The 15407-nt window shown below is 41.8% G+C and carries 14 protein-coding genes; 7 read left to right on the forward strand and 7 right to left on the reverse strand.

The window, feature by feature from the left end:
• Window positions 1-1370: 1370 nt before the first annotated feature.
• The 3 genes from F6K37_RS15955 to rfbB all read right to left on the reverse strand — a co-directional run bounded on the left by F6K37_RS15955 (window position 1371) and on the right by rfbB (window position 4214).
• Window positions 1371-1541 carry a hypothetical protein gene (locus F6K37_RS15955; RefSeq protein ID WP_158026344.1) on the reverse strand — a complete coding sequence of 57 codons (171 nt, stop codon included), beginning with the start codon at window positions 1539-1541 and terminating at the stop codon, window positions 1371-1373.
• 60 nt (window positions 1542-1601) lie between these two features.
• On the reverse strand, window positions 1602-2237 hold the full coding sequence (locus tag F6K37_RS15960) for a hypothetical protein (protein ID WP_287251128.1): 636 nt from the start codon (window positions 2235-2237) through the stop codon (window positions 1602-1604).
• An 879-nt stretch (window positions 2238-3116) separates the two neighbouring features.
• The gene (gene rfbB, locus F6K37_RS15965; protein ID WP_008178360.1) at window positions 3117-4214 is read right to left on the reverse strand and encodes a dTDP-glucose 4,6-dehydratase; all 1098 of its coding nucleotides are present in this window, start codon (window positions 4212-4214) and stop codon (window positions 3117-3119) included.
• On the opposite strand from rfbB, the gene F6K37_RS15970 reads away from it, so the two are divergent.
• Window positions 4213-4389, forward strand: a complete 177-nt coding sequence (locus F6K37_RS15970; protein WP_008178357.1) for a hypothetical protein — start codon at window positions 4213-4215, stop codon at window positions 4387-4389. The genes rfbB and F6K37_RS15970 overlap by 2 nt on opposite strands.
• Window positions 4390-4471: 82 nt before the next feature.
• Here F6K37_RS15970 and F6K37_RS15975 read toward each other — a convergent pair whose 3' ends face one another.
• Window positions 4472-5545, reverse strand: coding sequence for a glucose-1-phosphate thymidylyltransferase (locus F6K37_RS15975; protein ID WP_008178356.1), 1074 nt, complete (start codon window positions 5543-5545; stop codon window positions 4472-4474).
• 137 nt (window positions 5546-5682) lie between these two features.
• On the opposite strand from F6K37_RS15975, the gene F6K37_RS15980 reads away from it, so the two are divergent.
• Window positions 5683-5859 carry a hypothetical protein gene (locus F6K37_RS15980; RefSeq protein WP_154659650.1) on the forward strand — a complete coding sequence of 59 codons (177 nt, stop codon included), beginning with the start codon at window positions 5683-5685 and terminating at the stop codon, window positions 5857-5859.
• On the opposite strand, the gene rfbD is transcribed toward F6K37_RS15980, so the two are convergent.
• The 3 genes from rfbD to F6K37_RS15995 form a co-directional block, all read right to left on the reverse strand.
• A complete protein-coding gene (gene rfbD / locus F6K37_RS15985) occupies window positions 5844-6734 on the reverse strand; it encodes a dTDP-4-dehydrorhamnose reductase (protein WP_008178352.1) in 891 nt (296 codons plus the stop codon). The two genes, F6K37_RS15980 and rfbD, sit on opposite strands and share 16 nt — an antisense overlap.
• Entirely contained in the window at window positions 6731-7276 is a 546-nt protein-coding gene (gene rfbC, locus F6K37_RS15990) for a dTDP-4-dehydrorhamnose 3,5-epimerase (protein WP_008178350.1), read from the reverse strand. The genes rfbD and rfbC overlap by 4 nt, the downstream gene beginning before the upstream one ends.
• A gap of 383 nt (window positions 7277-7659) precedes the next feature.
• Complete coding sequence (locus F6K37_RS15995; RefSeq protein WP_287251142.1) at window positions 7660-8307, reverse strand: alpha/beta hydrolase; 648 nt, start codon at window positions 8305-8307, stop codon at window positions 7660-7662.
• 163 nt (window positions 8308-8470) lie between these two features.
• Here F6K37_RS15995 and F6K37_RS16000 point away from each other — a divergent pair, with 163 nt between their 5' ends.
• The 5 genes from F6K37_RS16000 (at window position 8471) to F6K37_RS16020 (ending at window position 15123) form a co-directional block, all read left to right on the forward strand.
• Entirely contained in the window at window positions 8471-8737 is a 267-nt protein-coding gene (locus F6K37_RS16000; protein WP_287251131.1) for a hypothetical protein, read from the forward strand.
• Between the two features lie 287 nt (window positions 8738-9024).
• The gene (locus tag F6K37_RS16005; protein WP_287251132.1) at window positions 9025-10539 is read left to right on the forward strand and encodes a hypothetical protein; all 1515 of its coding nucleotides are present in this window, start codon (window positions 9025-9027) and stop codon (window positions 10537-10539) included.
• Between the two features lie 11 nt (window positions 10540-10550).
• Entirely contained in the window at window positions 10551-11720 is a 1170-nt protein-coding gene (locus tag F6K37_RS16010; protein WP_287251134.1) for a DUF1822 family protein, read from the forward strand.
• A 163-nt stretch (window positions 11721-11883) separates the two neighbouring features.
• Window positions 11884-14373 (forward strand): CHASE2 domain-containing protein, encoded by a 2490-nt coding sequence (locus F6K37_RS16015; RefSeq protein ID WP_287251135.1) that lies wholly within the window; start codon window positions 11884-11886, stop codon window positions 14371-14373.
• A 60-nt stretch (window positions 14374-14433) separates the two neighbouring features.
• The gene (locus F6K37_RS16020; RefSeq protein ID WP_287251141.1) at window positions 14434-15123 is read left to right on the forward strand and encodes a hypothetical protein; all 690 of its coding nucleotides are present in this window, start codon (window positions 14434-14436) and stop codon (window positions 15121-15123) included.
• Window positions 15124-15407: the final 284 nt, after the last annotated feature.

Here is a 15407-nt window from a genome sequence, read left to right on the forward strand (position 1 = left end):
TCTATTTTTAAGGCTTTTTGAAGTATTGTTTTTTGCTCTTGTGTCAGATAATTTTTTGCTGGCATATTTCCTATTATTGGGTTATTTATTAATTTTTATTATACCAATTTAAATGCCGAACAGCTTATTTTTCTATAATAACTAGTCAGAGTTTTATCAATGTAGATAATAACTTGTGTTCCATGAATCCTAACTAAGAGGTTGTCTGAGAAGTCTCATTTGCTACATCAAAGCCCCCTAAATCCCCCGAGCAATCCCTCGCTCGGGGGACTTTTAGCCGCAAATTGATTCTTGTTCCCCCCAGAATTGGGGGGCTAGGGGGGCAAAATTCAGTATCAAAAAACTTTTCAGATATCCTCTAAGAAGTTATTAGCTTTTATTTAAAGGTAAGACACTTCAGTATAATCGAAAAAAAACAATACCAACTATAGTAATAACACTGATCATAAATGTATTATCAATTAACGTAGTAATTGCTTAAGTAAGAGGACGTAGAAACTACGATTCAAGGAATCAAGAATCCAGCTATAGCGTTTTCAAAGGAGTTGTCAAGTCATAGATTGTGGAAAAAGGCAATAGACAATAGGCAATAGCTCCAGATTTTTATAGTAAAATCAAATAAGATATTCTCAGTTTTACAATCGTTTTAAAACGCTATATAATACTGATATAGCAATCCTAAAGTTTTTGTTAAAAATACGTTATCTTCAAATAGTTTTGATAATAAAAATGGCCTGTTAACCATTCCAAAACTAACACCATCAACTAACCTATCAAATCTCCATAGTTTTCCCTTGAATTTAAATAATTAATATTTCAATCAACTCTTAGTAGTTCGTACTTAATTATTGTCTCGACTATCAGTTTATATCTAACTCAGCTAAAATTTATAAATTTTAAGGTAAAATAACTAAAACTTTAAGTAGATCAAGATTGGATAAAAAAAAATATGATGATATAAAATTCGATAGTTTATCCCTTTCCCCACAAGGGAAAAGGGAACAGGGAAAAGGGAACAGGGAAACATAGGCAGGCGTGGTAGGTGTTTAAAGTGTGGTAAATATGGTAAGTGTGGGGCGCGGGGAGCAACTGGCGTCCTTTCCACGGGGCTTTAGTAGAGCCCCTGGCTTAACAGCAGGACGTCACTGGCTCGAATCAAGTACTGCCCATGTCTGTTGAATGCCAAGGTTATTGGTAGCAGTGTTGCTACCATTCTTGAGTCATTGGCAGCATATTCCACAAGAAGCACCGATTCCTAACGTAGTGAGTCATCGGTAGCTTCTTAGTGATGGTGTTTACTTATGCTGTTTTGTGGCTCCGAATGTACGGTGGTGGCTAACTTGGGCACCAGAGTTCCATAAGTAACTGAATTACGAACCTTCCTGCCAACCTTCAATAGCTGCGAACAAAACATTCACCAAGGGATGATCTACCGCCTCTTTAAATGCCTCTGTTCCCCCCGTTTTTAAGACATTAATCACCCTTTGTTTTAGGGTGGGTTTACCTTCAATCTGATCCACCGCCTTAGCCACCACTGCCATTTTTTCAGCATTGGTTGAAGTGGGGTTAGTTTGGGACAGTTGCTCTAAAAGCTGTTGAATTTATGCTGCTGCCTCAGTTAAATTATGGTCTTTGGAATAGTCGTTTAACGTACCACCGTGCTGATCTCTATTAGCGAAGCCACCACCAAATTTGGCACCACGGAGGTCATTGTTAATTGGCTGTTCAGACATAGTGTTTCCCTCATTGTGATAATTTTCTGCATACAAACTCGGACGCTGTAGCGCTGTTTCTACCTGTCTAATTAAAAGATTAATTAAATTATCTTTTTCTTGAATCAAACGTAGCAAAGCATCTTGAGATAAAGATTTAAGTTCTTCTTTCGGTTGAAGGTTTTCCTTTGGCTTCCAGGTGCTACTCAGAGATTGCTGCATCAACTTTGACTGCTCGCTCCATGGAAGCGATTGGATAGTTTGCTTGATAGTTCTAAAGAATTCGACAATGGCTTCTTCTCTTTGATAGTTTGATATTCCATAATCCTCAAAAATTCTGGGGATTGAATAGGGAATATTGTGATATATGATAAACTGTTCAAGAGTAGAAAAAGCAATGAGATGTTGTTCGTAGGAAAGACTCTTCCTTTTTTCTAAAAAGCGATCGCATAACTCAATTACTGCCCTATACACGTTGTCTGGTAAATTTTCGACAAAGTACCTTGTAAATTCTTCGTCTGTCATCCCTTATCTGTAATCAGTTCAGCAACTTGTTTGTAAAATGTTCAATATTTTAATATTTTTTAAATTTTTCCATATAGTTCCATGCCTGTTTGAAAATCTAAATTTCCGGAAAACTTGAATGTTTCTACTTCTTTGCTCTTTAAGCCTTGTGGCGGCACAACTGCTTTATATATAAGGAGAGTTTTTTGAATAAAAAGAGCCAAGCAATCTCCTAAATCGAGATACGCTAGAGCCTGGAATTGTTGAGATGATTATTCTAATGAAGGTAGACAAATAATCGCAGTATAACAATACTGAATTTCATCAATTCTCGTATTAACTGTTTCTAAGCTATTAGACTGACTGCGCTCTAACTTATCTAAGTTACCTATATCGGCATCTCGTTCGTATAAAGCCTTAAATATAGTCCCAATTTGCTCAAAAAATTGTTCCCTGTCATAGGATTAAAATATTTTATTAGGTCTCTTATTATTAGGAATTGGTAGCATACCCATGTTTAACGAACAACTAACTAAAACTTTAACTATATAAAGCTTGTATAAAAAAAAATATGATGAGAGAAAATTCGATAGTTTATCCCTTGATCCACAATGGATATCATCTATAGCATTTACAAGGGAACAGGGAACAGGGAATAGGGAACAGTAGGAAAAAGCTCGGAAGATTTTTTGGTGTTATTAAAAAGCGATGCAGAGGTGCGACCCGTGGCGAATTTAATTCGTCTACGGAAAACGCACCTAAGCGGTCTTGACCACACTGCATCGCTACTCCCTACTCCCTACTCCCTACTCCCTAAAACCTAGGACGAGGGTACCTAACCCTTGGCCTTTTGGCCTTTAGGCCACGCTACGCGAACGGCCACGCTACGCGAACATCCTTCTAGGCATAAACTTTTTGATAGTAAGCTTGATACTCTTGGGATAGCAATGGTTGCCACCAATCCCGGTTGCTTAGATACCACTCAATAGTTTTACGTAGTCCACCTGCTAAGGTTTCTGTTGGTACCCAACCCAGTTCAGTTTTAATTTTAGTCGCATCAATAGCATACCGACGGTCATGGCCTGGGCGGTCTTTGACAAAGGTAATTAACTGTTGTGCTGGAGCGACCGGTAGATCAGGGGCTAATTCATTCATCAGCTCGCAAATCTGGTGAACTAGGTCAAGGTTTTTGACTTCGTTATTGCCACCAATGTTATAGGTTTCTCCTGGTTGACCTTTGTGAATCACTACATCTAAAGCACGACAATGATCACCTACATACAGCCAATCTCGAATATTTTGTCCATCCCCGTAGACCGGTAGAGATTTGCCCAACAGGATGTTGATGCACATCAGGGGAATTAATTTTTCAGGAAAATGATAGGGTCCGTAGTTATTGGAGCAATTGGTGATAATAGTCGGAACCCCATAGGTATGGTAATAAGCGCGGGCAAGATGGTCACTGCCAGCTTTGGAAGCAGAATAGGGACTGTTGGGGGCATAGGGTGTGGTTTCACAGAAGGCTGGGTCATCAGCACTTAGACTGCCATAAACTTCATCCGTGGAAACATGGAGGAAGCGATAATCCCTTGGTTGTCCTTGATTTTGCCATTGTTGCCGGAAGGATTCTAGTAGGGTGAAGGAACCGACCACATTAGTGCGGATAAAAGCATCGGGTCCTAAAATGGAGCGGTCAACATGGGATTCAGCAGCAAAGTGGGCGACAGTGTCGATGCTTTCTTCCTGAAGCAGGCGGTCTACTAGAATGCGATCGCATATGTCTCCCTGGACAAACCGCAAATTTGCTTTGTCTTCCAGACCGGCCAGATTCTGGCGGTTTCCAGCATAGGTAAGAGCATCTAGTACCACCACGCGATCGCCTGGGTACTGTTCACACCAGTGATGAACAAAATTCGAGCCAATAAATCCTGCACCACCTGTTACTAGTAATTGGCGAGGTTGTCTAGTAGTCAGGGATTTTTGTTCAAAAGAATTCATGATTAGTTTGAGTGGGTTAGTGCTTCAATGGGTTAGTAGAAAAGTAAGCATTGAGCTATCAGCTATCAGTTATCAGCATTCAGCATTCAGCTATCAGTTATCAGCATTCAGCCATCAGCTATCAGCTATCAGCCATTGGCCAATGGCTTTTACCCAGACCTTCAATTCTCATTAATATCGAATTATTAAATTCGATCGTTCAAGGTTTATTTTCAGCTGACCGCTGATCGCTGACGGCTGACCGCTGAATTATTACCTTAAGTTAGTTCAACTTGAGAGTCATCACCAATCATGAATCGTAAAGCTTTTGGATGTTGGGGTGCAGCTTTAACTTGAGCTCGTTCTCCAATTAAACTATCAACAATTCGTTGATGAATCCCCGTTAATTTAGCACCTTTTAGAATCACGCTATGCTCAATGTCAGCATCTAAGAGAGTAGCTTGGTCAGCAATGCTAGTATATGGACCAATGAAGCAGTTTTCCAGATGGCAGTTTTCCCCAATGGTAACTGGACCACGAATGGTACAATTAGTAATATAAGACCCCTTACCAATCTGTACCCGTCCGCTAATTCGACTTTCGGAGTCAATTTCACCATCAACAGCAGATTCTAGACAAGTATCTAGAATAATCTGGTTAGCAGCTAACAAGTCATCTTTTTTCCCAGTATCCAGCCACCAACCTTTGATTTGAAAAGCTTCTACATTTTTTTGCTGATCAATCAAGTATTGAATCGCATCGGTAATTTCCAGTTCCCCTCTAGCAGAAGGCTGGATGTTAGCAATTGCTTGATGGATAACAGGGGAAAATAGGTAAACACCTACCAGTGCGAGATTAGAAGGAGGAACTTTCGGTTTTTCTACTAGCTGCAACACTCGCCCGAATTCATCGACTTTGGCAACACCAAAGGCAGTAGGATTATCTACCTCCCGTAGCAGGGTCAGGGCATCCAGATTTTTGTTCTGGAAATTCTCGACAAATAAGTTCAGTTCACTTTGAACCAAGTTGTCTCCCAAGTACATTACAAAGGGAGAATCTCCGAGAAAGGGTTGGGCGACTTTAACGGCGTGGGCAAGTCCTAAGGGTTGGTCTTGGAGGATATAGGTAATGTTAGCTCCGAAGCGATCGCCATTTCCTGTTTTAGCCTTAACTTCTTCCCCAGTTTCAGGACTGATAATAATACCGATATCAGTAATACCAGCAGCGATAATGGCTTCAAGCCCATACCACAAAATTGGTTTATTAGCAACAGGTACTAACTGTTTGGCACCAGTATAAGTTAGGGGACGTAAACGAGTGCCTTTTCCCCCAGAAAGAATCAGTGCTTTCATAAGCTATATAAAATCCTCACTATAAAGTCTGAAATATGAAATATGAATTATTAAGGTTGTTCGCCCTTGGCATTCGGTGAAGGGTAGGTTGAAGGTTGTTCGCCCTTGGCGTTCCCGTAGGGTAGGTTGAAGGTTGTTTGGTTGTTTGGTTGTTTGGTTGGCAGGTTGTTTGGTTGAACTTGAACTATAGCGGTTCTCATACTAATCAGGTACACAGGATTGTTTTCCGATGCCCGATGCCCGATGCCCGATGCCCGATTCCCTACTCCCTACTCCCTACTCCCTATGCTTATAGCAATTACCCAAGCTTTTGATAAAGTTCTGCTAGCATTTGCCTCAAAGATTGACGCCAATGGGGCGGATAGCTTCCCAAGGTTTGGGATATTTTCTGGTTTGAGAGAACTGAGTAAGCTGGACGCTGAGCGGGAGTGGGGTATTCTGGGGTAGTAATTGGGACAACTCGCTGCAATTTTAAGGGGAAGCCCAGCAGTTTGGCTTCTTCAAAGATGGCAACGGCAAAGTCATACCAACTGGTGACACCAGTGTTGGTGAAGTGATAGATTCCTCCTAGCATTGGATTAGAATCCATTGCTTGCAAAAGTTGAGTAATGGTTACTGCTATATCTTTAGCCCAGGTAGGAGTACCCACTTGATCCGCTACCACCCGAAGCTCTTCTCGCTCAGCCCCTAGTCGTAACATGGTTTTGACAAAGTTGCCATGACCACGAGTACCATAAACCCAAGCAGTCCTAAGGATGAGAATGCGATCGCATTTTTGCTGCACCCCTTCTTCCCCTTGCAGTTTCGACTTACCATAAGAACCGATGGGATTAGGAGTGTCTTGCTCCGTGTAAGGAGTATTTTTTTTGCCATCGAACACATAGTCGGTGGAAATATGGAGCAGGATGGCTCCTAAATTCTGAGCTTCCTCTGCCATGATGGTTGGAGCAACAGCATTAATCGATTTAGCCAGTGCCAGTTCTGTCTCTGCTTTATCCACAGCCGTGTAAGCCGCTGCATTGACAATCACGTCAGGCTTAATCTGATGAATTACCTGACGAATACTCTCTGGCTCAGCTAAGTCCATATCGCTGCGCCCCACACCGATGACTTGGCCTAGGGGACTCAGAGTATCTTCCAACTCTTGACCCACTTGTCCAGTAATCCCAGTGAGTAAGATTTTTTTCATGCAAAAACCTCGGCTGTTTTGAAAGACTTACCCGCTTGATCTTTAGCCGACAGACTGGGAGAGTCGGTCAGAGGCCAATGAATGGCTAGGTCAGGGTCATTCCACACAATAGTCCGCTCGTGATCAGGAGCGTAGAAGTCAGTAGTCTTATATAAAACTTCAGCGAATTCAGAGACTACCAGGAATCCGTGGGCAAATCCAGCTGGAATCCAGATTTGTTGTTTATTTTCTGCACTCAGCAAACAACTAACCCACTGTCCAAAGGTCGGGGAGCTTTTTCTAATATCCACTGCCACATCAAATATAGTTCCGAGTAAAACCCGCACCAGTTTACCTTGGGGCTGCTGAATCTGGTAGTGTAATCCTCGAAGCACCCCTTGGGCTGAACGGGAATAGTTATCCTGGACAAACTCAGCGGTGATCCCAGCTTTATCTGCTAGAACTCGTTTATTGTAGCTTTCAAAGAAAAAACCACGGTCATCACCAAAGACACGGGGTTCAAGAATTAAGACTTCGGGTATTTTGGTTTCAATAACGTTCATACAGTTCTCTGGTTGATTAGCTAAGCCTCTTAAAGTGACCAACTCCTCATCAAGTTTGTGTTATCTACACTGAAAGAATTTCAATACTTTGTAAACTTTTTGTGAAATATCTCAGCTTGACACTTTCCTCCCTAGTAGTCTGTTAATTGAAAACAAGATTGATAGGGGAGTAATTATAATAGTAGTCTGCACTCAAGTAGACTACACCTAGTTGTGTAGAAAGGGAGGGATGGCAAGATGGGGAAGATCGATCGAGGCTTAATCTGACGAACTTTTGTATTCTACTGAATTTAAAATTGCTATCAGGATTTCGTAAAGGCGAATGGTGTAAACTATCGAAAAAATTAAATTAACTAAACTAAATTAACGAAAAGTCATTCAGATTACCGATTACCCATTACTTCAAGAACAAAATTACGAAAGAGCACTACTACCTCTGGGATGATTTGATGTCCCATGTCAAATTCTTGATACTTGACCTGTATCCCTAAACCAGTTAGAGTATATCTAGCATTGTGAGCAGCCATTAACGGTACAACCTCGTCTTGTCTACCATGAACTATCAAAATTGCTGGTAACGATGAGCCTGTAGGAGGTTGGGTTCGGCTATGTAAATAGCCACTCATGGATACTAAGCCTGCTATTGGCAAGGTCAACCCTACATCTAATGTCATGGCTCCGCCTTGGGAAAATCCACTCAGAATGGTGCGGGATAGGGGCACGCCAGTGCTCACTTCGTTCGCGTAGCGTGGCCTTTTGGCCAGGGATTTGAGCCAATCAATTAGCTGCTGTCTGCTTTCGGTTAAGCCTTGATACTCCGGGCCATTCAAATCATACCACATTTTACCCTCAGGTACAGCAGGATGGTCAAAGGGAGCTTCAGCAAATAGAAACTGATAGTCTGGTAAGTTTAGCGCCTTAGCCAAAGATACCAAATCTTGGGAGTTGGCTCCAAAGCCATGTAAGCAGACAATTAATCCAGCTGGTGGTTGATTGTTGGTAGGGGGAATGTTAATATAGTTCAGCTGCAAAGATTTATCTCCATCAGAGTAGGTGATCTCTTGAGAATTGTACGCTTTTTGGCAAGCAGTTGATAACAGCGTTATTCCCAGAGCTACTAAACTTTGGAATAGAAATTTTCGTCGCTTAAATGAATTGATTTTCACAAGTAATAGGCTTTGGAAGGTTGGGAGGTTGAACGCGCACGCGTGGCCTATTGGCCAAGGTTGGGAGGTTGGAGGTTGGGAGGTTGAAGGTTGGGAGGTTGAAGGTTGGGAGGTTGAAGGTTGGGAGGTTGAAGGTTGGGAGGTTGAAGGTTGGGAGGTTGAAGGTTGGGAGGTTGGGAGGTTGAAGGTTGAACGCGATGGACTTCGTCCCGCTTTCAGCGAACCCGTGGCCTATTGGCCAAGGTTGAAGGTTGGAGGGTTGAACGCGATGGCGTGGCCTATTGGCCAAGGTTGAAGGTTGAAGGCTTGGAGGTGGTTTTTGTCCAGGCGTCCGTTGTAGGGTAGGTTGGAGTTTGATGATTGACGGTGAGGGAATCTCAAATTAACATTACTGATTACTGATTACTGATTACTGATTACTGATTACTGATTACTGATTACTGATTACTGATTAATGATTACCGATTACCCTCAATCGTTCCACCATTGACCAACGCCTTGCCTGTTGCTGTTGCTAGAGAAAACTGCACAGGTTAAATAGCCTGACATCTATATACTAGTAGAGTGCTGTCTCAATCGGTTATGGATGCATCTAGATACTCGACAATTCGGGTATTTGACCCAACCAATAACGAAAAAGGCTACAAAGTCTGCCATCAACAGGAAGCACAGGAGTTTTTTCAACAAACACTCCTGGGATTGGATCAAAAGGAAAGGTTATTAGCTCAGTGGGAGCGAGGTATCCAGGATTTACTGCTATCCTGGTTTCGTGCTGAGCTATCTACTGTTGATACTACATGTGATACTAAATACCGGGCGTTAGCTGGACTGTGTCTTCGGTGCTATGTTTCAATGCCTATCCTAAAGGCTTGTAAAAAACTAGCGAGTCAGTTTTGCCTTGACTATCGGTTAACTTACCGTGAGCTGCTATCCTATGTACTCAATGATGATGGCAAAACTCCGATTATTCTCGATAGTGATGGCAAAGCTCAACTGGTTGTTAATAAGCAAGGTGAGATTGAACCTGGACTTGGTCAGTTTTTTACGATTGATGTCTTGGCAAGCTATCGTCTGAACTCACCAGCTCGCTTCAGTTTGGACAATTGGGCATATCTGAAAACCAAACAACATCCTGATATCAAACGTTGCTTAGCTGAACAGGGATTGCCCTTGTCCAGTAACTGGTCACTGTTGGGACGAGTTAAACTCAGACACCTTGAACAGCTCTATCCACGCGATCGCAAACTAGTAGAAACCTTCCATACTGTCTATTCTCAAGACAGACAACAGCAGCGGCGCCATAGAGTTAACCATAAACTTAACCCTAGAGTTAACCAATGCCTTGAGCCTAGGGATGACCAACTCCAAGACATGCTCCACCTGTTGCCAGAACGTGGTGTTATCATCAATTCCACCAAAGAGCTTCACAAAGAACTAACCAGGATAGCCAAGGGTCTGCAAGAAGAGGAGATTTGGAGCCGCAGAGGAAGTCCGATCTGGGAACCTCTAGAAGCACGGGATCCAGAAACTGGCGAGTATGTCCCCAAAGAATTACCTGATCTAAACTCTATTAATACCATAGATCATTTAGGACAATCTGAATTGCAGGATTTTCTTGAACAGGGACTGATTGAGGTTTTAGATCACGCGATAGCGCAAGCCTTGGCTGAGCACATTGCCTCTTTAGAGCAAAGTCGCCGTTACGCTTGTTTTGCTTCAAAGGTTATCCCAGGTTTCCGATTCCTTTACTGTGAGGGTAAGTCTCTTAAAGAGATAGCAACCCTTGTGAAGATGACCAATCATTCCCAAGCCAGCCGAGTCTTGGCACCAGGGAAACTGCTGAATCGCGTTCATTATCTGAGTGTAGAAAATTTTTTCCAGCTTATCTCAACAACTACTAAGGGATTAGCTCTGGAAGAAAATGCCACAAAGCTCGATTATTTGAGTAACCTGATGCAGGAAGTAGAGGCTTTCTTGAACACACAAGTTTTTCAAGAAGCGGTAGCAGAACTGAGTACTTCTAAAACCCGTTCAATGGCTAGTTTATATGCTCAGCGATTGTGCCGATATCTAGATGAACACAATCAAAAAAAATAAGGATGAAACTAATGAATAAGGATAGGACGGATTCCAGGGAGATAGCCCTTGCAAACCGAGAAGTATTTTGGCTAGAACCTGAAGACTTTGAGCAAGCGATAAAGATTAGTGAAAAAGTTAATAGTGAGGCCAAAAATTGTCCAAATTATCTAAATAGTTTAGCCTTATTTGGTTTTGAAAGATGGTTAGAAGAACGGGTTAAGCTGCCAATTAATAAGGATAAATGTTCGGTATTTCAACCAGAGTATGCTAATCTGATTGAAACGGTATGTAATTTGAAAGTTGGTAATTTTAATCTGTGTATAATTGTCACGGAAACCCTCATATATCCAGGGGTTAATATACCAATAGCTGCTGTTGAATTACCAGAACTTGCCGCTCATTTTTATATCATAATTGAGGTGAAAGAAACCCAAGAACAGGGTATTATTAGAGGTATTTTACGTCACGACGAGTTGGTTAACTATCGCGAAACAGCTAACTTACCACAAGGTAACCGTAACTATAACTTACCTCTGTCTTTATTTGATCAGCAACCAAATCATTTACTGCACTACTTGCGTTGGTTAGATTCCCAAGAGATCACAATTCCAGTTGCTGATACTAAGCGTTCTGTTCAGGAAATCCTACCATTCTTTGCTGAAACAGCCATTAATACAGCAGAATGGCTGCGAGGAGAAATGGATGAGTTAGCAAGCTGTTTATCTTGGCAACTGCTTCCTGACTATACCTTTTCTAAGCCATCAATGCGTCGGATTAGTCCAGTATCGGATGAACCAGACAGATATCGAGCGATCGCTAAAGAGTTGAGAAGACAAAAAGGATTAATTGTTCCGTCTCATGCTCGTGGCTCTTACCAAACTGTTAATTTAAATGGCATTCTGTTCAAACTATGTGCTGTTACCTGGTTCATTTACCAAAAAGCACCAGAAGATACTCGAGAATGGGCATTGCTATTGCTAATCGAAGACTGTCTTGGTAATACACTTCCCCCTGGTATGAAGTTACGAATCAGCGAATTCACTGGTGTTGTCTCTGAAGCGATATTGGTAAATGAACGTTATCTCCATGTTGCAGTAGCAGGTAGGTGGAACCAAAAATTTGTAGCTACCATTTCTCTAAGTAATGGAGCCTCATTAACCCTACTTCCCTTCGCTTTTGATCCTGATAAATGTTTATGATATTTTAAGAGGGAGTAGGGAGTAGGGAGTAGGGAGTAGGGGGAATAAAAAAGTAACAAATTACCATTTTTTAATTGGAGCGAAGCGATGTTTCAAGCCCCCGACTTCATTTGTAGTATTTTTTTTAATTTTTAATTGATAATTTTGAATTGGAGCGAAGCGATTGACAACTAATCATCAAAGTAGTTTTAGACTAAATGTTTGGCAAGCTGATTCATCCTGTCTGTTTTATTTACGGGGTAATCACGGACAGGAAGTATCCGCAAAGTTGGACTATCCAGCTAAAGTAATAGACTGTTATGAGGAGTGGCGATACCTTTACCTCCAGTTTTACCCGAAATTGCGAGCAAGAGAATTATCCAGTGGTGCCATCACACCATTAGTCGATGACTTGGGACATGAATTAGAAGAAGCAAAAGAGATATTTCTGGATGTCTTTCAACGGTGGTTAGGTCAATTACAGACTATTCGAGAAACAATTCAACATCAAATTTTCACTATTGCTAGAAAGCAATCACAGTCAAAGAAGACAGCAGAAGCCTATCGAGAAGTAGCTATTTTTATAGCCTGCGATTCTGTGGAATTGGCACGGCTTCCTTGGGAAGCATGGCAGTTGCTTCCAGAGGATATCCCCAGTGGGAGAATTCGGATTACCAGGATTCCGATGACTACTCAGGGAGAAACAATAGCGCTAGATAATATGCGCCATGGGAAACCTCGGATTTTAGCGATTTTGGGGGATAATACAGATCTGAATTTGGAGAAAGATAAGCAGGCTCTTAAGTTGCTCAAAGGAGTTGCTCAAGTAGAGTTCTTTGACTGGCAACACCAAGAAGATGGGGTGAATCTTAAAGCAGCACTGGCGGCAGAAATAACCGATGAAAGGGGGTGGGATGCTCTATTTTTTATGGGTCATAGTGATGAAACAAAAGTTACTGATGGAAAATTAGCGATCGCGCCAGAGCAGTTGGTATCTATCAGTGAAATAAAGGAATACCTAACTACTGCTAAAAATCAGGGACTTCAGTTGTGCGTCTTTAACTCCTGTAATGGTCTAAAAATAGCGAATCGGTTGGCTGATTTAGGATTGCAAGTGGTGATCATGCGGGAGGAAGTTCATGATAATGTTGCTCATGTATTTCTCAAAGAATTTTGCAGCAGCTTAGCTCAGGATCAGGATGTCCAGGAAGCAATGCTGGCAGCTTGTCGCAATTTACAGGTAAGTGAAAAATTTGTCTATCCATCAGCTTACCTGATTCCTTCGTTTTTTAGTCCCTATGGTGCTAAGCCATTTCGGATTGAGCCTTGGGGTTACCAGAAACTACTTCAGCAGTGGCTACCTAAACCAAAAGAAGCGATCGCATTAGCTAGTGTGCTTTTAGTTAGCGCTATGGTTCCTGTACAAGACATGTTGCTAGATGGGCGAACGTTTCTTCAAGCTGTCTATCGCGATAGCACAAACCAGTTTCCTCGGGAGGGGTTATCCTCGGCGAAGCCACGCTCTGTACTGTTAATTGCTATTGATCAAGACTCAATCAATCAGGCGCAACTGGAGATTAAAGGCTTTAAAACCCAGCCGATGGAACGGGAATACCTTGGCAAATTAGTCAGACAACTCTCGAACTCAGGCGCTAAGGTAATTGGAATTGATTATCTGCTCCATACCCAAGAACCGAGAGAGGAAAAACTGGCTAGTGCGATTCAATCCGCTGTTAGTCAACAGGATACCTGGTTTGTCTTTGGGGTCAATCAGGATAAAAATCGCAAGGTGTTTCCGAAAATTGCTAGCCCTAAATGGAGTCTACAAGGGGATATTACTTTTTTCCGTTGGGATATGGAACTCCCGCAGGATGCCACCTGCAACAAGTCATGTCCTTTTGCCTATCTACTGGCTCTATCACACCAGTTGCACCAACAGCCAAACCACCGGATAGGATTAAATCCTAATTTTGAAAGTACCACCAACTTTCAGCAGCAAGTTAGTCAGTATCTTCAGCAAGTCAGTAGCCAGGATAATGCGATTGGCCGTAGGCCACGCTACGCGAACGCATCCGTTAAACCAAAGAATCTACCTTTTGCGATTGGCCGTAGGCCACGCTACGCGAACGCATCCGTTAAACCAAAGAATCTACCGTTAGGGATGCGCTATATTATTGACTTTTCTATTCCTCCAGAACAGGCTTATGAGCACAAGCCTGCTTGGGAATTCCTCAAAAGTGACTTTTCTAACATTGAGCAGCAAGTGGTTATCATTGCCTCTGGGGGATATGATGAAGCCGAGGATAATTTTTCTCTACCTCTAGCTATTGAATATTGGTGTAATCCACTGAATCGAACCAGAAAGCCACCAGATACTTGTCCCAAGGTATTTACCGGAGGTGAAGCCCATGCTTACATGGTTCACCATTTTTTATCGCAGCATACAATAAAATTAATTCCCGACAGCTGGATGATTCTATTAGCAGCATTGTCAGGAAAAGGAACAATGCTGCTACTGCTCCAGCAAAAGCCTCAAGAACGACAGCAATCAATATTGATATTATTTGGTGCTACAGCGGTCTATGGAATAATCGGACTACAGGCTTATATCTCAGCTTCTCTTTTAATGCCTATAGCTTTACCATCAATTATACTCTGGTTTTATATTATTTAGTTAATTATTAATTGGTAATTATTAATTTAATTTCCGGCAAGCCTTTAACATTTAAATCCTATGTATCGATTAATTAGAGTCTTTTATCTACTGCTAATTACTGGAACGATGAGTATTAGTTGTCCGACCTCATCAGTATCAATTGCAGCTTCGTTTACCAGTCAAGGGAATCAAGTAGCGAAAGCAGTGAGTCAAACCAAACAGGAAACACAATCTGTATGGGCTAAGATCCGAGATATTTTTCGTAGGAAGAAGGATGAAGCAGGTACCCATGGAGAGTTTTGTTCAATTTCCCCTAATATTGCTGCCTATCGCACCTGGAGTGACCAACCTCTATTTGCTTGGGAAGGAAGTGTTAATATCATTCAAGTTCGTTCCTCTCGCAATGGACAAGCGTTATGGTCTTATCAGGTAAACGATAATCAGACTAGTGTTATGTACAATGCTGATGGTAAAGGTCAGCCACTTCAACGAGGTAAAGAATATTATTACTGGGTAGAGTACAACACAACGGATAATAATGGACAACTAATTACAGATACCGAAACTATTCCCTTTCAAGTTATGGGTGGTGAAGCGTATCAGATTATCCAAGCTGAATTGCCAGCTGAGCAGTTTCGAGATCAGCATGCGAGTTACTTTGCTGATCGCGATCTTTTCCTAGATGTGGTACGAGTGATTTCGGTGTTTGGGGACTTAGATAGTTGGAAAACTAATACTGAGGAATTATATCAAGAGTTTTGTGAGTAGTCAAGGACTAATTTATCTTAAAAATTACTGTAAAATAAATTAATATTACTCCTGACTCAAAGCTCCTCAATCGGAGGATAGTTTGTTATGTCAAAATCAGGTATTATCAGTCTTCACAATTCATAATTTTTAGTTTTCATAGTCTAACGAGACTAGGGCGTGTCTTCAAACTCCGAGATCCCCCGTTGGTCCCCCTTAAAAAAGGGGGACTTTGAGTATGGCTCCCCCCTTAATAAGGGGGGCTGGGGGGGATCTAATATCTTGCGGAAAACTTTGAAAACACA

Origin of the sequence: Moorena sp. SIO4E2 (assembly GCF_010671945.1) — a bacterium.
In the GTDB taxonomy this organism is placed as follows: domain Bacteria; phylum Cyanobacteriota; class Cyanobacteriia; order Cyanobacteriales; family Coleofasciculaceae; genus Moorena; species Moorena producens.